Annotated in this window: 18 protein-coding genes; 7 read left to right on the plus strand and 11 right to left on the minus strand. The window is 34.7% G+C overall.

Annotated elements, in window-relative coordinates:
- Positions 1-90: 90 nt before the first annotated feature.
- The 11 genes from BFG57_RS13275 to rpmH all read right to left on the minus strand — a co-directional run bounded on the left by BFG57_RS13275 (position 91) and on the right by rpmH (position 10,498).
- A complete protein-coding gene (locus BFG57_RS13275) occupies positions 91-813 on the minus strand; it encodes a DUF554 domain-containing protein (protein WP_069717982.1) in 723 nt (240 codons plus the stop codon).
- A 142-nt stretch (positions 814-955) separates the two neighbouring features.
- Positions 956-1,801 (minus strand): ParB/RepB/Spo0J family partition protein, encoded by an 846-nt coding sequence (locus tag BFG57_RS13280; RefSeq protein WP_069717983.1) that lies wholly within the window; start codon positions 1,799-1,801, stop codon positions 956-958.
- Positions 1,794-2,555, minus strand: a complete 762-nt coding sequence (locus BFG57_RS13285; RefSeq protein ID WP_069717984.1) for a ParA family protein — start codon at positions 2,553-2,555, stop codon at positions 1,794-1,796. Before BFG57_RS13285 ends, BFG57_RS13280 begins: the two co-directional genes overlap by 8 nt.
- Before the next feature lie 292 nt (positions 2,556-2,847).
- Positions 2,848-3,696, minus strand: a complete 849-nt coding sequence (gene noc, locus BFG57_RS13290) for a nucleoid occlusion protein (protein WP_069717985.1) — start codon at positions 3,694-3,696, stop codon at positions 2,848-2,850.
- 373 nt (positions 3,697-4,069) lie between these two features.
- The gene (rsmG, locus tag BFG57_RS13295) at positions 4,070-4,786 is read right to left on the minus strand and encodes a 16S rRNA (guanine(527)-N(7))-methyltransferase RsmG (protein ID WP_069717986.1); all 717 of its coding nucleotides are present in this window, start codon (positions 4,784-4,786) and stop codon (positions 4,070-4,072) included.
- A 78-nt stretch (positions 4,787-4,864) separates the two neighbouring features.
- A complete protein-coding gene (gene mnmG, locus BFG57_RS13300) occupies positions 4,865-6,751 on the minus strand; it encodes a tRNA uridine-5-carboxymethylaminomethyl(34) synthesis enzyme MnmG (protein ID WP_069717987.1) in 1,887 nt (628 codons plus the stop codon).
- Between the two features lie 20 nt (positions 6,752-6,771).
- Positions 6,772-8,151 (minus strand): tRNA uridine-5-carboxymethylaminomethyl(34) synthesis GTPase MnmE, encoded by a 1,380-nt coding sequence (gene mnmE / locus BFG57_RS13305; RefSeq protein ID WP_069717988.1) that lies wholly within the window; start codon positions 8,149-8,151, stop codon positions 6,772-6,774.
- Positions 8,152-8,433: 282 nt separating this feature from the next.
- Positions 8,434-9,060, minus strand: coding sequence for an RNA-binding cell elongation regulator Jag/EloR (gene jag / locus BFG57_RS13310; protein WP_069717989.1), 627 nt, complete (start codon positions 9,058-9,060; stop codon positions 8,434-8,436).
- Positions 9,057-9,827, minus strand: coding sequence for a YidC family membrane integrase SpoIIIJ (gene spoIIIJ / locus BFG57_RS13315; protein WP_069717990.1), 771 nt, complete (start codon positions 9,825-9,827; stop codon positions 9,057-9,059). The genes jag and spoIIIJ overlap by 4 nt, the downstream gene beginning before the upstream one ends.
- A gap of 112 nt (positions 9,828-9,939) precedes the next feature.
- Positions 9,940-10,299 (minus strand): ribonuclease P protein component, encoded by a 360-nt coding sequence (gene rnpA, locus BFG57_RS13320; RefSeq protein ID WP_069717991.1) that lies wholly within the window; start codon positions 10,297-10,299, stop codon positions 9,940-9,942.
- Between the two features lie 64 nt (positions 10,300-10,363).
- Positions 10,364-10,498, minus strand: coding sequence for a 50S ribosomal protein L34 (gene rpmH / locus BFG57_RS13325; protein ID WP_069717992.1), 135 nt, complete (start codon positions 10,496-10,498; stop codon positions 10,364-10,366).
- Positions 10,499-11,484: 986 nt separating this feature from the next.
- Here rpmH and dnaA point away from each other — a divergent pair.
- The 7 genes from dnaA (at position 11,485) to gyrA (ending at position 20,594) form a co-directional block, all read left to right on the plus strand.
- Positions 11,485-12,831 (plus strand): chromosomal replication initiator protein DnaA, encoded by a 1,347-nt coding sequence (gene dnaA, locus BFG57_RS13330; protein WP_069717993.1) that lies wholly within the window; start codon positions 11,485-11,487, stop codon positions 12,829-12,831.
- Positions 12,832-13,077: 246 nt separating this feature from the next.
- Positions 13,078-14,223 carry a DNA polymerase III subunit beta gene (gene dnaN, locus BFG57_RS13335; RefSeq protein ID WP_069717994.1) on the plus strand — a complete coding sequence of 382 codons (1,146 nt, stop codon included), beginning with the start codon at positions 13,078-13,080 and terminating at the stop codon, positions 14,221-14,223.
- A 150-nt stretch (positions 14,224-14,373) separates the two neighbouring features.
- On the plus strand, positions 14,374-14,589 hold the full coding sequence (gene yaaA, locus BFG57_RS13340; protein WP_083249265.1) for a S4 domain-containing protein YaaA: 216 nt from the start codon (positions 14,374-14,376) through the stop codon (positions 14,587-14,589).
- Positions 14,590-14,607: 18 nt separating this feature from the next.
- On the plus strand, positions 14,608-15,726 hold the full coding sequence (gene recF, locus BFG57_RS13345) for a DNA replication/repair protein RecF (protein WP_069717996.1): 1,119 nt from the start codon (positions 14,608-14,610) through the stop codon (positions 15,724-15,726).
- Positions 15,727-15,735: 9 nt separating this feature from the next.
- Positions 15,736-15,999 (plus strand): extracellular matrix regulator RemB, encoded by a 264-nt coding sequence (remB, locus tag BFG57_RS13350; protein WP_069717997.1) that lies wholly within the window; start codon positions 15,736-15,738, stop codon positions 15,997-15,999.
- A 59-nt stretch (positions 16,000-16,058) separates the two neighbouring features.
- Positions 16,059-17,981 (plus strand): DNA topoisomerase (ATP-hydrolyzing) subunit B, encoded by a 1,923-nt coding sequence (gene gyrB / locus BFG57_RS13355; RefSeq protein WP_069717998.1) that lies wholly within the window; start codon positions 16,059-16,061, stop codon positions 17,979-17,981.
- Between the two features lie 144 nt (positions 17,982-18,125).
- Positions 18,126-20,594 (plus strand): DNA gyrase subunit A, encoded by a 2,469-nt coding sequence (gene gyrA / locus BFG57_RS13360; RefSeq protein ID WP_069717999.1) that lies wholly within the window; start codon positions 18,126-18,128, stop codon positions 20,592-20,594.
- Positions 20,595-20,955 lie beyond the last annotated feature (361 nt).

Genomic DNA, 20,955 nt, shown 5'->3' on the forward strand with positions numbered 1-20,955 from the left:
TGATGGATTTACGAGTTCATCATACAAAAAATCAGAATTAAAAGAAGCTTGAAAGCAACAATTAGTGTTTTCAAGCTTCTTTATACATTTTTAAAACAATGCTAATAAGTCACTCCAGTAATATTGCCCTGTTACGAGAACTGCACAAACTAATATGCCTGGAAGTAAATTAGCTACTCTCACATTCGTTACATTGAGTAGATTCAAACCAATTGCAAAAATCATAATTCCACCAGTAGCAGTCATCTCTAGAATGAATACATCCATTAATTCACTAGGAACCCAACGGTTAATTTGTGTTGCAAATAAAGCAATTGAACCTTGATACAGCATAACCGGAATCGCTGAAAAGAGCACTCCTATTCCAAGTGTTGTCGTTAATATTAAACTCGTAAATCCATCAAGGAGTGACTTTGTATATAAGACACTGTGATCATTACGTAAACCACTATCTAACGCACCAATAATAGCAAGTGCACCAATGACGAAGATAAGTGTAGCTGTAACAAAACCCTTCGCAATTCCGCCCTCTTCTTCAGCACCTAACTTATTCTCTAACCATTTTCCTAATGCGTTAAGTTTATCTTCTAAATGCCAAATTTCTCCTAGAATCGTTCCGAAAACGAGTGAAAAAATTACGAACAAAAATTGTTCACTTTTTAAACCCATTTGAATACCTAACAACATAACAGCTAATGCAATAACTTGCATAACGGATGTTTTAATCTGTTCTGGTATTTTCGTAAGGAATTTTCCTATTAACGTACCAGCTATTATCGCTATTCCGTTTACAATTGTTCCTAATAAAATCATACTATACACCTATAACCTTTGATTTTTACAACCAATCATATGTAAATTAACCATCAACGAATTTTTTCATACAAATTTAAAGCTAAAAACTTTAATTAAAGCTCCATCTTTGTTGGCTAAAGATAATCATATTTTAACTCTCTTATTCTTCACTATTAAATAAGGTTAGAATACGTTCTAAATCTTCTCTTGAGAAGAATTCAATCTCTATTTTACCTTTTTTCTTATGCTCTTTTATCTTTACCGATGTTCCAAAATATTCTCTTAAAATCGACTCTCTTTCTTTAATAAAAACATCAGTCGTTAATTTCTTTTTCGATGTTTCACGTGAAACATTTTCATTTATACGATGAATCATATTTTCTAATTCACGTACATTAATGTTCTCTTTCCTTACTTTTTCTGCTAAAGCCATGAGTTTTTGCTTATTCTTTAAACTAAGTAATGCACGCCCGTGCCCCATTGTTAGCTCTCCATGTTCTATCATCTGTTTAATTGGATCTGGTAAAGATAGGATCCGGACAGTATTTGCAATATGTGGACGACTTTTTCCAATTCGTTTTGCCAATTGTTCCTGTGTTAAAGAGAGCTGTTCCATCAAATGTTGATATGCAATTCCTTCTTCAATAGGAGATAAGTCTTCACGTTGTAAATTCTCGATTAAAGCAATCTCCATCATCTCTTGTTCTGTTAATTTTCTGACAATTGAAGGTATTGTTTCGAATTGTGCTGCTTTTGCTGCACGGAAACGACGTTCACCAACTACTATTTCATAGCCTTTAATACTTTTTCGTACAACAATTGGTTGCAAAACACCATATTGTCTTACAGATTCTACTAACTCTTCTAATGATTCATCATCAAATACTTTTCTAGGTTGGTATGGGTTGGGACGACATTCACTAATATTAATTTCTTTGATCACTTCATCTTCCTTTGCATCAGAAGGGAAGAAAGCCTGAATTCCTTTTCCAAGACCTTTAGCCACCTGCTATCACTTCCTTTGCAAAGTCTAAGTAAACTTCAGCACCACGTGAACGACTATCATAAATAATAATAGGTTTTCCATGACTAGGTGCTTCACCTAGACGAACATTTCTCGGAATAATAGATTGATATACTTTATCTTGAAAATATTTTTTTACTTCATCAATAACTTGAATGCCTAAGTTGGTACGGGCATCTAACATTGTTAAAAGAACGCCTTCAATTTGCAGTTCTGTATTGAGATGTTTTTGCACTAAACGTACAGTATTAAGGAGTTGACTTAGACCCTCTAGTGCGTAATATTCACACTGAACAGGAATAATGACTGAATCTGCCGCTGTGAGTGCATTAATCGTTAGTAGACCTAAAGATGGTGGACAATCAATAATAATATAATCATATTTTTTTTGGACAGCATCTAAAGCTCTTTTTAATCGAATCTCACGTGATATTGTTGGGACAAGTTCAATTTCTGCTCCAGCGAGTTGAATCGTAGAGGGAACGACATCAAGCGATTCAATTACTGTTGATTTGAGAACATCTTTTATTGCTACATCTTCAACTAAGACATTATAGATGCATTCATCTACATCTGCTTTCTCTACACCTGTTCCACTTGTAGCATTCCCTTGTGGATCAATATCTACTAACAGTACACGTTTACCATAATGAGCGAGACATGCACTTAAGTTTACAGACGTAGTTGTTTTCCCCACTCCGCCCTTTTGGTTGGCAATTGCAATAACCTTCGCCATTTCCCCACCTACTTTCACTTCACGAAACTTTATATTCTATTATTCTATCATGAACTTTTTAACATTTCTTGATTAAAATCATTGAACATGAAATAAAATTACGAAATTTCTTTTTACTATCATCTATATGTGTTAGTAGAACGCACTAATTTGAAGCTAGACACCTCGCACATGATTTTTTAAATTTTTTTAATAATTTCATATACCTGTATTCCAATATGGGGCTTATGTAATTAATACTTTATATAATAAAAAACCCATCTATTATTTTCACAGATGGGTTAACGCAATTTTATTTTTTTTTAGGAATTCGAATCGTAAATTGATAGTATTCTTCAAATTCCTCTTCTTCACTATCAACATTCATACCACTATCTGCAACCATATCTAGCGATTGACGAATCGTGTTCATTGCAATACGCATATCTTTGCTAACAGCTTTAAATTTTGGCTTCCTTTTCTTTTGTTTTCCCTCTAGCATTTTAACAACACGATCTTCGGTTTGTTTAACGTTTAATTGAAATTGAATGATTTCATTAAGAAGTTTTACTTGTTTTTCGCCATCTTTAAGTGGAATTAATGCTCGTGCATGACGTTCAGTTATTTTCTTTTCCATAATACTAAGCTGTACCTCTTCAGGTAATTTTAACAGTCTTAGTTTATTTGCAATTGTTGATTGACCTTTTCCTAGTTGCTTAGCTAATCCCTCTTGCGTTAAACCATGTAATTCGAGAAGTTTAGCATATGCAGCAGCTTCTTCAACTGCTGATAGTTCCTCCCGTTGCAAATTTTCTATTAATGCAACCGAAGCTGTTTCTGTATCATTCATTTCTTTAATAATAGCAGGAATAGTGTCCCAACCTAATTTTTGGACAGCTCGAAAACGCCTTTCCCCAGCAATGATTTCATATTGACCTTCTAGGTTTTGACGTACAACGATTGGTTGAATTATTCCATGTGCATCAATTGTTTGTGATAGTTCTTCAATCTTCTTATCTATAAAAATCGTACGAGGTTGAAACTGATTAGGTACTATATCATTTATCGGAATTTCTTTTACTTCATTAGTTCTTACTTCACTTACTTCAACGATTTCTTCTTTTTCTGCTATTCCAAATAACCGTGTAAACGGGTGTTTCACGACCTACACCACCTTTAAATGTTTCCTGAACTACTATCTGTTCCGTAAAAATTCATCCCAATTCTGTTCACGCTCAATTAATACCATATTCTATCTAACATTTTACGATCTATATAAAACTTGTTTTACAATGCAAGTATTCATTCTACTAGAAGCAGAGAAATATCTTAAAGACACTATAAACAAGCTAAAATTAGCTACATTCCAAAAGAACAGTAAATATCACATTCAGTCATGGCTAATTTGAAATACAATCGACGATCAATGAATGTTTTGCTATTTTCTAATCAACATATGTATTATACGCTATTTATCCCGATATTTCCTTCTCTTTCAAGTCTCTATACTTCAAATGTTTCACGTGAAACATTGCTTAAGAAATCGGACTTTTCCCTGGTGTGCCAGGTTTACGTGGATACTTGTTAGGTGTTTTTTTCTCTTTTCGAATAATTGAAATATTTCGTTCACTTTCTTCGAATGGAAGTTGAAATTTTTCTAATTGCTCTACCGATCCACCTAAAACATGAATCGCTTTTTTCGCATCTTGTAATTCTTGAGCAAAATTTGCTCCTTTCATTGCAATAAAAACACCGTTCTCTTTTACCAATGGTAAACACAATTCACTTAACACAGACGTACGAGCTACTGCTCTTGAAATAGCAACATCATAACTTTCACGAATTTCCTTCTTCTTACCAAATGACTCTGCTCGATCATGATATAATGTAACATCTTCTAATCCCAACACATTGGTAAGATGATTTAAAAAAGAAATACGCTTATTCAAAGAATCGACAATTGTAATATTCAAATGTGGAAAACAGATTTTTAACGGAATACTCGGGAATCCTGCCCCTGCACCGACATCACAAATAGATAAAGAATTCGTAAAATCATAATAAAAGCTAGCTGTTATAGAATCATAAAAATGCTTCAAATAAACTTCATTTTTATCTGTAATTGCAGTCAGATTCATCTTCTCATTCCACTCAACAAGCGTCTCAAAGTACTGGTTAAATTGTTGTAGTTGTTTTTCATTTAATTCAATTCCTTGTTTTGATAAATATTGTATAAATTGTTCAATGTCCATCAAATCACTCCTTTTTTCATCATAATGTAGAAAGACTCTCGCTTAAACAAGCGAGAGCACACTATTACCTTTATATCGCTACTTGGATACTTTTGCAATTCTACCTTGTTCAAGATACACTAACAAGATCGAAATGTCAGCAGGATTTACCCCTGAAATACGTGATGCTTGTGCAACAGAAAGCGGCCGTACTTCTTTCAATTTTTGTTTTGCTTCAGTTGCAATTCCTGTAATGGCATCATAATCAATGTCTTCAGGTATCTTTTTATTTTCCATTTTTTTTAGACGTTCAACTTGTTGAAGTGATTTTTCAATGTAACCGGCGTATTTAATTTGAATTTCGACCTGCTCTTCAATAACCGGTGCTAATTCATTATCAGCAGGAACCAGCTGTTTTACATGATCGTAAGTTACCTCTGGTCTCTTCAAGAAATCACTTGCCCTTACACCATCTTTCAATTGGCTACTTCCTATATTTTCGAGTAAAGATTGAACTTCAGCTGTAGGTTTAATAATGATTCCTTCTAACCGCTTTTTCTCTTGTTCAACAATGCGTTTCTTTTCTTCAAATGCTTCAAATCGATCAGTAGAAATAAGACCGATGTCATGACCAATTTCAGTCAAACGCATGTCCGCGTTATCATGACGAAGCAATAAACGATGTTCCGCACGAGATGTAAGAAGTCGATAAGGCTCATTTGTTCCCTTTGTAACTAAATCATCAATTAATACACCAATATAAGCTTGTGAACGATCTAATATGATCGGTTCTTTACCTTGTACTTTTCGTGCTGCATTAATACCAGCCATAATTCCTTGTCCAGCCGCTTCTTCATAACCGGAAGTACCATTAATTTGTCCAGCGGTAAATAAACCACTAATCTTCTTCAGTTCTAGAGATGGCCATAGCTGTGTAGGAACAACAGCATCATATTCTATCGCATAACCTGCACGCATTAATTCAGCTTTTTCTAAACCAGGAATTGTTTCAAGCATTCTTCTTTGTACATCTTCAGGTAGGCTTGTTGAAAGACCTTGAACATATACTTCGTCGGTATGCCTGCCTTCTGGCTCTAAGAAAATTTGATGACGAGGTTTATCGTTAAAGCGGACAATCTTATCTTCAATTGATGGACAATAACGAGGACCTGTGCCTTTAATCATACCTGAATACATTGGTGAACGATGTAAGTTATCATCGATAATAAGATGAGTTTTCTCATTCGTATATGTCAACCAACAAGGAATTTGATCCATCATAAACTTTGTCGTTTCATAAGAAAAAGCTCTAGGAATATCGTCTCCAGGTTGTATTTCTGTTTTACTATAATCAATCGTTTTTCCCTTTACACGAGGTGGTGTACCTGTTTTAAAACGAACGAGATTTAAACCAAGCTCTTCAAGATGTTTCGAAAGGTTTACTGACGCTCTTTGGTTATTCGGTCCACTCTCATAAGATAGATCACCTAAAATAACCCTTCCTCTTAGGAAGGTACCTGTTGTGATAATAACTGTTTTTGCCCGGTATTCTCCCCCCGTTTCAGTTACCACACCTCTACATTCACCATCTTCTACAATTAACCGTTCCACCATACCTTGTAATAATGTTAAATTCTCTTCCGTTTCTAACTTGTTTTTCATCTCATGCTGATACATAAACTTGTCTGCTTGTGCGCGTAACGCACGTACAGCAGGACCTTTACCTGTATTCAACATTCTCATTTGGATATGAGTTTTATCTATCGTACGCCCCATTTCTCCACCAAGTGCATCAATTTCTCTCACTACAATCCCTTTTGCAGGACCACCAATCGATGGATTACACGGCATAAATGCAATCATGTCAAGATTTAATGTGATCATTAGGGTTTTGACACCCATTCTTGCCGATGCGAGTGCAGCTTCAACACCTGCATGCCCTGCTCCAACAACAATAACATCATAGTTGCTATCTTGATAAACCAATTATGTTCACTCCTTAAAAGTTATTTTCCAAGACAAAATTGAGAAAATAACTGATCAATTAAGCTCTCATGCACGCTTTCTCCAATAATCTCTCCAAGTATTTCCCAACTTCTCGTTAAATCAATCTGCACCATATCAACAGGCATATGTGATTCAATCGCTACTAACGCATCTTCCATAGCCTTCTTTGCTTGTGTTAACAGAGCAATATGACGAGAATTCGAAACATATGTTAAATCACCAGCTTCAAGATTCCCTGAGAAAAACATTGATGCAATAGCATCTTCCAACTCATTAACGCCCTCTTCTTGTAATAAAGAAGTTGTTATAACAGTATGTTCACGAGCTAATTCTTTAACTTTCTCTAAATCAATTTTTTGCTCTAAATCTGTCTTATTAACAAGAATGATCGCATCCATGCCATGAACTGCTTCGAACAGACGTTCATCCTCTTCGCTTACTTGTTCATTATAATTTAAAACAAGCAATATTAGATCCGCTTCCTTCAAACGTTGTCTAGAACGCTCTACACCAATTCTTTCAACAATATCCTCAGTTTCACGAATACCTGCAGTATCAACTAATCGTAGTGGAACACCTTTCACATTTACATACTCTTCAATAACATCCCGAGTTGTACCAGGTATATCTGTTACAATTGCTTTATTTTCATGAACTAACGCATTTAATAAAGATGATTTTCCAACGTTAGGTCTACCAATGATAACAGTCGACAAACCTTCTCTTAAAATCTTGCCTTGCTTTGATGTTTCTAGTAACTTAACAAGTTCTTCATATACTTCTTTTGACTTTTCCAATAATAAATGATTAGTCATTTCTTCAACGTCATCATATTCAGGATAATCAATATTAACTTCTACGTGTGCTAGTGTTTCTAATAATGTTTGACGTAAGCTTTGTATTAGCTTAGATAATCGGCCTTCTATTTGCCTTAACGCAACATTCATTGCTCGATCTGTTTTTGCACGAATTAAATCCATTACAGCTTCAGCTTGTGATAAGTCAATCCTTCCATTTAAGAAAGCACGTTTCGTAAATTCTCCAGGTTCAGCTAACCTTGCCCCTTCATTCAAAACGAGCTGAAGGACTCTATTGACCGATACTAGCCCACCATGGCAATTTATCTCAATAACATCTTCCCTTGTAAAGGTTCTCGGACCTCTCATGACACTAACCATAACTTCTTCAGCAGTATCTCCAGTTTCAGGATCTATTAAATGTCCGTAATGAATTGTGTGTGTGTCTACTTCACTCAGAAGTTGATTACCTTTAAAAAGGCGATCAGCAATCATGATCGCTTCTTCACCACTCATACGTACAATTGCAATTGCTCCTTCTCCCATAGGTGTCGATATTGCTGCAATTGTATCTAATTCCACTCCTTTTTCACCTCTCTTTGATCTATTGTTTCATGTATAATTAATCAATTTCCCTAATGGTGTACGATTAATGAGAAATAAATACTATCCCTAAATTAATAGATTACCACAAGCTGATGTTTGAAGAAAGGATCAGAATTGTGGGTAATTATATTCTTGCCTAATGTCGGGTTGTTAAGACTTATCCACAGTGAATAACTTTTCATTCACCTATACCTTTGTCAATTATTTGCAATAAAAAAAACAGTTTCCTCTTCAATATCGGAAACTGTTTTCTAACAACTAGTTATTTATTTTCGGCGAAATTATAATATGACGCTTAGGTTCATAACCAATTGATTTTGTATGAACATGCTTATTGTTATAAAGCGCATTATGAATAATTTTTCGTTCGAAAGAAGGCATTGGTTCTAGAGTAACATCCTTCTTTGTATGAATTGCTTTCTCCGCTAATCTTGTTGCCAGAACTTCAATTGTTTCTTTACGGCGCTCTCGATAATTTTCTGCATCAACAGATACAGATAAATATTTATCAGAATATCGATTTGCTACTAAATGGGCTAAATATTGAAGTGAATTAAGAGTTTGACCCCTTTTTCCAATTAATAAGCCTAATTTTTCTCCAGCTAAATTAAATGCAATATCATTTCCATTTCGTGTAACCTCAACATTCACATCTAAACCCATTTTACTAGTAACTTCTTTCAGAAAAGTAACGGCTTTATCGATGGGATCTAGTGTTACGGTTACTTTCACAATTGCAGGTCTGGCACCGAATACACCCAAAAAACCTTTCTTCCCTTGATCGATCACATGAATATCGACAAATTCTTTCGTTGTTTCAAGTTGTTCTAGAGCTGAACTGAGTGCATCCTCAACAGATTGTCCTGTCGCGGTAACTTGTCTCACTTCTTTGCCCCTCCTGTTTCTTTACTTACTGTTTTTACTGGACTTTTGATAAGAATCGTTTGAATAATCATGAAGATATTACCGACTACCCAATATAATGCTAGAGCAGATGGGAATGTAAGAGCAAAGAAACCAATCATAATTGGCATCATCCAAAGCATCATTGCCATTTGTGGATTTTGTCCTTCAGTACCTGCCATGATTAATTTTTGTTGTAGGAATGTTGTTACCGCTGCAACAATTGGTAAGATATAAAACGGATCTGGATCACCTAAGCTAAACCATAGAAAACTATGCGATTTAATCTCACTTGTACGCATAATTGCATGATAAAATGCAATCAAAATCGGCATTTGAATTAAGAGTGGAAAACAACCAGCCAGTGGATTGACACCATGACTTTGAAATAGTTTCATCGTTTCTTCTTGTAACTTTTGTTGTGTTTTTTTATCTTTAGAACTATATTTTTTACGTAGCTCTTGTAATTCTGGTTGGATTTGTTGCATTGCCTTTGAACTTTGAGTTTGTTTAATCATTAATGGCAATAGAACAAGTCTAATTAGAATAGTAACAATGATAATTGAAAGCCCGTAGCTCTCATTAAACATATTCGCTACATACGTAATCAACCAGGACAGCGGGTAAACGAAGTATTGATTCCAAATCCCTTCGCTCTCAGGAGTAATACTCTCGTTGTATTCTGTACAACCTGTTAAAATCATAAGTACTCCTGCGAAAACCGCTGCAAGTGCGATTCTCTTTTTCAACACCTTTTCCTCCTTATCACGCATCATTACTAGATCAACAGCCGACTATTCACGAATAATAATCAAATATATGTATAGTAAACAATTACATTGTAACATCTTTCACATATGCTCATCTCGAAGAATTTTTTCTCCCTTTTAAGACAGAAGCCCTTTTCAATACGTGTATTAAGCTTTTCTTCGTTTCATGAAAATCAAAATCCGCAGCTTGTTTACGAGCAATAATTACATAATCGTTATTAGGGTTGACATCTTCTTTTAATTCTAAAAAAACCTGACGAACATAGCGCTTAATTTGGTTCCGTACGACAGCATTGCCAACCTTCTTGCTTACTGACAATCCAATTCTAAAATGTTCAACGTCTTTTCTTTCTAAGACATAAACAATAAATTGGCGATTTGCTGTCGACTTCCCCAGATTAAACACTTGTTGAAATTCTTTATTCTTCTTAATACGATAATCTTTTTTCATCTCTTCATCACTCCAAGTAAAAGAGAAGAGCACCTAGAAAAAAGACCACTGACGACGCAGTGGCCTATGCAGACAATACTTTTCTTCCTTTACGACGACGACGAGCAAGAACTTTACGACCGTTCTTAGTGCTCATACGACTACGAAAACCGTGTACCTTTTTACGTTTACGATTATTTGGTTGGAATGTACGTTTCATTTATTTACACCTCCCTGAGGATTACTTCATACTGAAAGTCTTATTAATTATAGATAATTAATAAAACAATTGTCAATGCATTTAAAAGAAGCATACGACATCCACTTTACTATAGATCGTATCGTTCTGGCAAGTCCTATATAAAGGAAGTTTACAAAATTCAAGAACGTTCAAAAATTTATTGAACTTAAAAGGTGCTCACTACTAAATAATAACTTTCGCTAATAAGTTTCATGAATAAACCGTACTTAATAACTAACTTCCTATACCCATCACCAAACTCACCCATAAGTTTAACTATTAAATCACATTTATTAAACAACTTCTACCTCTAAGTTTTTCGATGTTAATTGAAACAGTACGTATTTACTTTTAATATGCTCCCCCTAAAGTATGAAATCTAGACATAATTCTATTTTTAAAACATATCTAAAGCATTGAACAACTTTTTAAAATTCGTATTAAATCTTTATACATTTCTAATTTCATAACGCATGTGGATATCTTATTTAACCACTAAAATCATTATCCACACACTTTCCCAATATCTTTACACAAAATATAGTGCTGTGGATATTGGTTTTCCACAATCACTAGTAAATGTGGATAATATTCAATAAACCGTTGCATCAGTAGGGTAGATTTGATATGATATTTGTGTTTTCACTCTTTAAAACCCTGTGAATACATTATATTTATCCACAATCTGTAGATAACTTGTTAATAACTTATACACTGCTGTTTATGTAGAGTTATCCACCGATGTTTATTATGTTAGTTTCACGCTTTTCTACTATAATATATCTTTACACACAAATCTTGTGGGTATTTATTTTTATTCTACCACATGTATAGAGAATTAAGGGTTGTACAAATGTTGTACATATATCCCCTCCTTATTTCTTTCTTCCTTTTATTGCAAACTTTATAAATAAATTTAACCAATTAGATGTTACATTCCATCTTGTCAAAGGAGGGATCCCTAGATGGAAAATATAGCAGAGTTATGGGAAAGAACTCTGAAGGAAATTGAAAAGAAAATTAGTAAACCTAGCTTTGAAACCTGGCTAAAAGCGACTAAAGCTGATTCTCTTCAAGATGACATTCTCGTCATCACTGCACCAAATGAGTTTGCTAGAGATTGGCTGGAATCTCGATATGCTGATTTAATTTCGGAAACTGTTCATGAAGTGACTGGGGCAGAACTTGAAACAAAATTCATTATTCCTCAAAACACGGAAGAAGAACCAATTGAATTAAGCATGAAAAAGAAAAAGAAGCCGAAAAAAAGAACAACTGAAGAGAACTCACATAATATGCTCAATGAAAAATACACATTTGATACTTTCGTTATTGGGTCTGGAAATCGGTTTGCACATGCTGCATCACTCGCTGTTGCAGAAGCACCTGCAAAAGCCTACAACCCGTTATTTATTTATGGAGGGGTTGGGCTAGGGAAAACTCACTTAATGCATGCAATTGGACACTATGTATTAGAACATAACCCAAATGCAAAAGTAGTCTACCTATCCTCTGAAAAATTCACAAATGAATTCATCAACTCAATTCGTGACAATAAAGCTGTAAATTTTCGAAATAAATATCGAAATGTCGATGTCCTGTTAATAGATGATATTCAGTTCTTGGCCGGTAAAGAACAAACGCAAGAAGAATTTTTTCATACATTTAATGCATTGCATGAAGAAAGTAAACAAATTGTTATCTCAAGTGATAGACCTCCTAAAGAAATACCGACGTTAGAGGACCGTTTACGTTCTCGATTTGAATGGGGCCTAATCACTGATATTACACCACCTGATTTGGAAACAAGAATTGCCATTTTACGTAAGAAAGCAAAAGCTGAAGGTCTTAACATTTCAAACGAAGTTATGATTTATATTGCTAATCAAATTGATACAAATATTCGAGAGCTAGAAGGGGCTTTAATTCGGGTAGTTGCCTATTCTTCCTTAATTAATAAAGACATCAATCCTGATTTAGCAGCTGAAGCACTAAAAGATATTATTCCAAATTCAAAACCTAAAGTCGTAACAATTCAAGATATCCAACAAACCATTGGAGAATATTATTCAGTTAAACTTGAGGATTTCAAAGCAAAAAAACGAACTAAATCAGTTGCTTTCCCTAGACAAATCGCTATGTATTTATCAAGGGAGCTTACAGACTTCTCTTTACCAAAAATCGGTGAAGAATTTGGCGGACGTGACCACACTACTGTTATTCATGCACATGAGAAAATTTCTAAATTACTCAATACAGATAAACAATTTGAACAACAGCTTGAAGAAATAAAGAAGCAATTAAAAGTATAAATTCACGTAATACACACTAAACTTATAATCCTGTTATCTATTAATCGACAATTTATGCTGTGTATAACCTGAATAAGTTAGAGTGACTTGTAAACAGTCTATCCACATGTGGGTAGACTTTATTTTCTTACACAAAATGCTGTTATCCACATGTTAACAGTCCCTATTACTACTATTACTATTTTTTTATAAAATATAATTTAATATAATACAATTGGAAATGCTGTCGAGTAGGAGGAGTTAATTATGAAATTTGTCATTCAACGTGAGCAATTAGTTCAAGCTGTTCAAGATGTTATGAAAGCTGTTTCATCTAAAACAACGATCCCAATTCTAACGGGTATTAAAATTAATGTAACTGAAGATGGCGTAACATTAACGGGAAGTAATTCAGATATTTCAATAGAAACATTTATTCCTAAAGAAGATGAAGAAAATGAATATGCGACTATATATAATTGCGGTAGCATTGTTCTTCAAGCAAAATTCTTTAGTGAAATCATTAAGAAACTACCTGAAGACACGGTTGAAATTGAAGTAGGTGAACAATATAATACTCGAATTAATTCAGGCCATGCTCAATTTCACTTAAATGGATTAGATCCAGAAGAATACCCGCGCTTACCTGAAATAAATGAGAAGCATGCAATTAAAGTCCCGACCGATTTATTAAAACATATGATTCGACAAACTGTTTTTGCTGTGTCTACTCAAGAAACACGTCCAATCTTAACAGGTGTAAACTGGCGTATTGAAAATGATCAACTTATCTGTGTTGCAACAGATAGCCATCGCTTAGCATTGAGAAGTACACCACTAGAAATGAAAGACTTATTACCAGATGAATTGAAAAATGTGGTAATCCCGGGGAAAAGTTTAAATGAATTAAGCAAGATTATTGATGATAATCATGAACCGATTGATATTGTTATTACTGAAAATCAAATATTATTTAAAACGAAATACTTATTGTTTTTCTCTCGATTACTTGATGGAAATTATCCAGATACGTCTCGATTGATTCCAGAAGAAAGTAAAACAGAGGTAATTGTAAATGTGAAAGAATTTTTACAATCTATTGATCGAGCTTCTCTATTAGCAAGAGAAGGTAAAAATAACGTCGTTAAGTTAACAACACTTTCAGACGGACGTCTTGAAATCACATCAAATACACCTGAAATTGGTAAAGTAACGGAGCATGTATACACGAATTCAATTCAAGGAGATGAATTGAAAATCTCCTTCAGTGCAAAATATATGATGGATGCACTAAAAGCAATTGAAGGTAGTGAAATTAAAATAAGTTTTACAGGAGCAATGCGTCCTTTTTTAATTCGCATACCTGAAGACGATACAATTCTTCAACTAATTTTACCTGTAAGGACGTATTGAGGATAAAGAGATCAATAAATAAATGGCTGTCAAACACTTGTTTTTAATATGTTTGACAGCTTTTCTTTTCTTAAGGGTTATTTTTAGGTAGAATAAAGGAATGGACAAAATCAAATGATCGGAAAAATGAATATTGAAAGTCGGTGAATAATGATGGAAGAAATTACAATTGATACAGAATATATTACACTTGGACAATTCTTAAAATTAGCGGGTGTAATTGATACTGGTGGTATGGCCAAAATTTTCTTGAGTGAATATGAAGTGTATATTAACCAAGAGCAAGATCAACGAAGAGGACGGAAAGTATATCCTGGCGATGAAATAGAAATTCCGGATGTCGGGAATTTTCGTGTTGTTTCATAGAGAGGGAGTGCAACTCCTTTGTATATCAAAGAGCTTACACTAAAGAACTATCGTAATTATGAAAGTTGTCATGTCGAATTCTCCAATAAAGTAAACGTCATACTTGGTGAGAATGCTCAAGGCAAAACCAATTTGATGGAAGCTATCTATGTATTAGCAATTGCGAAATCCCACCGTACTTCAAAGGATAAGGAATTAATATTTTGGGATAAAGAATATGCTAAAATAGATGGTAGAGCAGAGAAAAGAAATAGTAGCGTTTCTTTGCAATTAGTTATTTCAAATAAAGGTAAAAAAGCAAAAGTAAACTCACTAGAGCAAAAAAAATTGAGCAGTTACATCGGCACGATTAATATTGTTATGTTTGCACCAGAGGATCTTAATCTCGTTAAGGGAAGCCCCCAAACACGCAGAAGATTTATAGATATGGAAATAGGACAAGTAATGCCAGTGTATATGCATCATTTAAGTCTTTATCAAAAAATTCTTCATCAACGTAATCATCTATTAAAACAACTTCAAAGACGTGAACGATTTGACAAAGAGATACTTTCTGTTATGACAGAACAGTTTGTACAACAATGTGCTGAGATTTCAAAGCGTCGTTTTCAATTTTTGAAATTGCTTCAAAAATGGGCTGAACCTATTCATCATGGCATTAGTAGAGGGCTTGAAAAGCTAGAAATTAAATATAAGCCTTCTGTCGATGTATCACAAGAGATGGATTTGTCGAAAATGATAGAAGTATATGAAGAAAAATTTGATAAAATAAAAGATAAGGAAATTGAACGTGGTGTAACACTAGCAGGTCCACATCGTGATGATATGGCGTTTTTTGTTAATGGACGAGATGTACAAGTATATGGTTCACAAGGTCAACAGCGAACAACAGCACTATCGTTGAAATTAGCTGAAATTGAATTAATAAAACAAGAATCTGGAGAATATCCTATCTTGTTGTTAGATGATGTACTATCTGAACTTGATGATTTTCGTCAATCTCATCTTTTAAATACAATTCAAGGGAAAGTTCAAACGTTTGTTTCTACGACAAGTGTAGATGGTATTGACCACCAAACACTTAAGGAAGCAGACACCTTTGAAGTAGTAAATGGGCAAATCTCGAAATTGAAATGAGGTGAGCAGATGTTCATTCATCTAGGGGAAGAAATTGTTATTCGTTCAAAAGATGTAGTCGCAATAATAGATGGCCAATTACTTGAAAGCTCTTCAATTATGGCTGAGTTTATTCAAGGACAAGAACAAGTTGGGCGTATTAAACAAGTATCAACAAATAACATCAAGTCGATTATTGTTACGAAGAAGCAAGTGTATTTCTCTCCGCTTTCATCTGTTACATTGAAACGTCGATCACAAATGATAACTGAGTTAGATCTTTTCAATGAGTAGTTTGTAGAGAAATATGAATAGTATAACTGTTCGAGAGAGTGTAGGTGATAGAAGTGACAATGGAATCTAATAAACCTGAACAACAATCCTATGATGAGAACCAAATTCAAGTTTTAGAGGGCTTAGAAGCAGTTAGAAAACGCCCGGGCATGTATATTGGTTCAACGAGCGGTAAAGGTCTTCATCACTTAGTATGGGAGATCGTAGATAATAGTATTGATGAGGCGCTTGCTGGCTACTGTTCTAAAATTCAAGTCGTAATTGAAGAAGATAATAGTATTACTGTAGAAGATAATGGCCGAGGAATTCCAGTTGGGATTCATGAAAAGATGGGAAGACCTGCTGTAGAAGTTATTATGACGGTCCTCCATGCAGGAGGTAAGTTTGGTGGTGGCGGTTATAAAGTATCAGGAGGTCTACATGGTGTAGGTGCTTCAGTGGTAAATGCCCTTTCTTCAGAACTTGAAGTAACTGTCCATCGTGAAGGAAATATTTATTATCAAAAATTTCACCGTGGTGTACCAAGTGAAGATCTAAAGGTAATTGGCACAACTGATAAAACAGGAACCATCGTTCATTTTAAACCTGATTCTGATATCTTCCAAGAAACGACTGAATATGATTTTGATACATTAGCAAGTCGAACGAGAGAATTAGCATTTTTAAACAGAGGTTTAGCGATCGAAATTACTGATAAGCGTGTCGATGGAAAAACTAAGGAATATTATTATGAAGGCGGAATTAAGTCTTATGTTGAACATTTAAATCGTTCTAGACAAGTCTTACATGATGAACCCATTTTTATTACAAATGAACGTGATGGGATCACTGTTGAAGTAGCTATTCAATACAATGATAGCTTTACTAGTAATATATATTCTTTTGCTAATAATATTCATACTTATGAAGGTGGAACTCATGAGGCTGGTTTTAAATCAGCGTTAACACGAGTTGTAAATGATTATGCACGCAAAAATAATTTATTTAAAGAGAATGACCCTAATTTAACTGGCGATGATGTTCGTGAAGGTTTAACAGCTATCATCTCTATTAAGCATCCAGACCCACAATTTGAAGGTCAAACAAAAACAAAGTTAGGTAATAGTGAAGTTCGAACTGTAACAGATGCGATTTTCACCGAGGCATTTGATACGTTTTTGTTAGAAAATCCTACGAATGCCAAAAAGATCATCGAAAAAGGTCTAACTGCATCGAGAGCACGCCTTGCTGCGAAAAAGGCACGTGAACTTACGAGACGAAAAGGTGCTTTAGAAGTGTCTAATTTACCTGGTAAGTTAGCGGATTGTTCATCTAAAGATGCGACAATTAGTGAATTGTATGTCGTAGAGGGTGACTCAGCAGGTGGTTCAGCTAAACAAGGACGTGATCGTCATTTTCAAGCGATATTACCGTTAAGAGGTAAAATTATTAACGTTGAGAAAGCACGATTGGATAAAATACTTTCCAATAACGAAATTCGTATGATTATCACCGCTCTTGGTACAGGTATTGGTGAGGATTTCGATATTGAAAAAGCTAGGTACCACAAGATTGTCATCATGACTGATGCTGATGTAGATGGTGCGCACATTCGTACGCTATTACTTACATTCCTATATAGATATATGCGTCCTTTAGTGGAAAAAGGTTATGTGTATATTGCACAACCACCACTTTATAAAATTCAACAAGGTAAAAATGTTTACTATGCGTACAATGAAAGAGAAAAAGATGAGCGTTTTAATGAATTACCACAGTCACCAAAACCCGTATTACAACGTTACAAAGGTTTAGGTGAAATGAACCCTGAACAACTTTGGGAAACGACAATGAATCCAGAGACACGTACGTTATTACAAGTGACACTGCAAGATGCTATGGAAGCGGACGAAATTTTTGAGATTTTAATGGGTGATAAAGTAGAGCCACGAAGAAACTTCATCCAAGAAAATGCTGAATACGTCAAGAACTTAGATATTTAAGTAGCAATAGAGAACAGTGATTTTTTGTATAACATAATCGAGGGGGAGTTGTTTATGATACTCTCCCTAAATAATAGAGGATGAATATCACATAACACCTTATATGGTGTTGGAGTATGTTTTTCTAAATAAGGGGGTACCCTCATGCCTGAAGAGCAACGACCACAGGTGAAAGAAGTAAATATTAGTCAAGAAATGCGTACATCATTCATGGATTATGCGATGAGTGTTATTGTTTCCCGTGCATTACCAGATGTACGTGATGGATTAAAACCAGTTCATCGTCGTATTATTTATGCGATGAATGACTTAGGAATGACTGCAGAAAAGGCATATAAAAAGTCTGCTCGTATCGTTGGTGATGTAATTGGTAAGTATCACCCTCATGGTGATACAGCAGTATACGATACGATGGTAAGAATGGCTCAAGATTTTAATTATCGATATATGCTTGTTGATGGACACGGTAACTTCGGATCAATAGACGGAGATGCAGCAGCTGCGATGCGTTATACTGAGGCTCGTATGTCTAAAATATCTATGGAAATTGTTCGAGATATTCAAAAGGATACAATTGATTATCAAGATAATTATGATGGTCATGAAAAAGAACCAGTTGTTATGCCTGCGCGTTTTCCTAATTTACTCGTAAATGGAGCATCAGGTATCGCCGTTGGGATGGCAACAAACATTCCACCACATCAACTTGGTGAAGTAATTAACGGTGTATTAGCTTTAATGAAAGAGCCAGATCTAACGATACAAGAGCTTATGGAGTATATACCGGGCCCTGATTTTCCGACAGCTGGTCAAATTCTTGGCAGAAGTGGTATTCGAAAAGCGTATGAGACTGGACGAGGCTCGATTACTATTAGGGCAAAAGTGGAAATTGAAGAAAGAGCTAATGGTAAAGAGACGATCGTTGTCACTGAGCTACCTTATCAAGTCAACAAAGCCCGTTTAGTTGAAAAAATTGCTGAGTTAGCACGTGATAAAAAGATCGATGGTATTACAGACCTTCGTGATGAATCAGATCGAAAAGGAATGCGTATCGTTATTGAAGTACGTAAGGATGCAAATGCAAATGTGTTATTGAATAATTTGTATAAACAGACTGCTTTGCAAACGAGTTTTGGTATAAACTTGCTAGCTTTAGTTGATGGTACACCTAAGGTTCTAAACTTAAAACAATGTTTAGAACATTATATCGAACATCAGCGCGTCGTCATTCGAAGACGAACTGCTTTTGACTTAAAAAAAGCTGAAGCTCGTGCACATATTTTAGAAGGATTGCGTATTGCACTTGATCATTTAGATGAAGTTATTTCGTTAATTCGTAGTTCACAAACAACTGAGATTGCACGAAATGGGTTAATGGAGAATTTTAACCTTAGCGAGAAACAAGCTCAAGCAATTTTAGATATGCGTTTGCAACGTTTAACTGGACTTGAGCGAGAGAAAATTGAAGAAGAATATAAGAACTTAATGCAATTGATTGATGAATTGAAGGCTATTTTAGCTGATGATCAAAAAGTATTTGAGATCATCCATGAAGAACTAAGTGAAATCAAAGATAAATATGATGATGAGCGACGTACAGAACTTGTAGCAGGTGGTTTTGATGTTATAGAAGATGAAGATTTAATTCCTCGTCAAAATATCGTCATCACATTAACACATAACGGTTATATAAAAAGGTTACCACTTTCGACATACCGCAGCCAAAAGCGTGGTGGCAGAGGTGTTCAAAGTATGGGAACTAATGATGATGATTTCGTAGAACATCTATTAACAACATCAACTCATGATACTTTACTGTTCTTTACGAACAAAGGTAAAGTGTATAGACTAAAAGGCTATGAAATACCTGAATATAGTCGTACAGCAAAAGGGATTCCGATGATTAATTTACTTGAAATTGAGAAAGATGAGTGGGTTAATGCGTTAATTCCAGTAACCGAATTTGTTGATGATTGGTATTTATTCTTTGCTACAAAACAAGGGATAGTGAAACGTTCACCACTCTCCTCTTATGCTAATATTCGAAAAGGTGGACTAATAGCAATTAACCTTCGTGAGGACGATGAGTTAATTTCAGCTCGTTTGACAGACGGAGATAAAGAAGTAATAATTGGTACCCATAACGGAATGATGATCCGTTTCCATGAATCTGATGCACGTTCTATGGGTAGAACGGCAACCGGTGTAAAAGGTATAAGCCTCTCAGACCAAGATTATGTTGTCGGTATGGAGATCTTAGCGGAAGATGTTCAAGTTCTTGTAGTTACTAAGAAAGGTTATGGTAAGCGAACACCAGTTAACGATTACCGCATTCAAACTCGTGGTGGTAAAGGTTTAATTACATGTAACATAACCGATAAAAACGGAGAAGTGGCAACAGTTAAAGCTGTCACTGAAGAAGAAGAAATAATGATTATTACCGAAAGTGGCGTTTTGATTAGAATGAAGGCTGCTGATATTTCTTCAATGGGTCGTAATACACAAGGTGTAAGGCTCATTCGTCTAGGTGAAGATGAAGTAGTAGCAACGGTTGCAAAAGTAAGTGAAGCGGAAGATGAAATAATAGAAGAAGTTGAAAATATAGAAGAATAAAAAAAGAGTATCTTCCAATTGGAAGATACTCTTTTTTTACATACAATAATTTATTTTAATCATTATTAGATGTAAGTAGGAAGATTATTACTGGGAGTACAATAGTTTTTTAAAAAAAGAATAAAAAACTATTGTACTATATATATAAACATGATATATTAATACATGTCGTTTCAGACGCTGGTAAAATAACAACTGAAATTCATTGTGATTATTTCAAAAAAAGTTATTGACTTCCGGTTGATGAGGTGATATATTATAAAGGTCGCTGACAAAACAGCGGAAAATGTTCTTTGAAAACTGAACGAAATGAACACATTGTGCGAGCAAGTTTCAAACAATCTTTTATCGGAGAGTTTGA

This window comes from Bacillus solimangrovi, from assembly GCF_001742425.1.
Taxonomy (GTDB): Bacteria; Bacillota; Bacilli; order Bacillales; family Bacillaceae_N; genus Bacillus_AV; species Bacillus_AV solimangrovi.

What these genes read in the sequence shown, in the direction of transcription:
- gyrA (WP_069717999.1), top strand. Translation starts at nt 18,126, where the DNA reads ATGCCTGAAGAGCAACGACCACAGGTGAAAGAAGTAAATATTAGTCAA.
- rsmG (WP_069717986.1), bottom strand. Translation starts at nt 4,786, where the DNA reads ATGGACATTGAACAATTTATACAATATTTATCAAAACAAGGAATTGAA.
- rpmH (WP_069717992.1), bottom strand. Translation starts at nt 10,498, where the DNA reads ATGAAACGTACATTCCAACCAAATAATCGTAAACGTAAAAAGGTACAC.
- yaaA (WP_083249265.1), top strand. Translation starts at nt 14,374, where the DNA reads ATGATGGAAGAAATTACAATTGATACAGAATATATTACACTTGGACAA.
- dnaA (WP_069717993.1), top strand. Translation starts at nt 11,485, where the DNA reads ATGGAAAATATAGCAGAGTTATGGGAAAGAACTCTGAAGGAAATTGAA.
- gyrB (WP_069717998.1), top strand. Translation starts at nt 16,059, where the DNA reads ATGGAATCTAATAAACCTGAACAACAATCCTATGATGAGAACCAAATT.
- BFG57_RS13275 (WP_069717982.1), bottom strand. Translation starts at nt 813, where the DNA reads ATGATTTTATTAGGAACAATTGTAAACGGAATAGCGATAATAGCTGGT.
- BFG57_RS13285 (WP_069717984.1), bottom strand. Translation starts at nt 2,555, where the DNA reads ATGGCGAAGGTTATTGCAATTGCCAACCAAAAGGGCGGAGTGGGGAAA.
- remB (WP_069717997.1), top strand. Translation starts at nt 15,736, where the DNA reads ATGTTCATTCATCTAGGGGAAGAAATTGTTATTCGTTCAAAAGATGTA.
- rnpA (WP_069717991.1), bottom strand. Translation starts at nt 10,299, where the DNA reads ATGAAAAAAGATTATCGTATTAAGAAGAATAAAGAATTTCAACAAGTG.
- dnaN (WP_069717994.1), top strand. Translation starts at nt 13,078, where the DNA reads ATGAAATTTGTCATTCAACGTGAGCAATTAGTTCAAGCTGTTCAAGAT.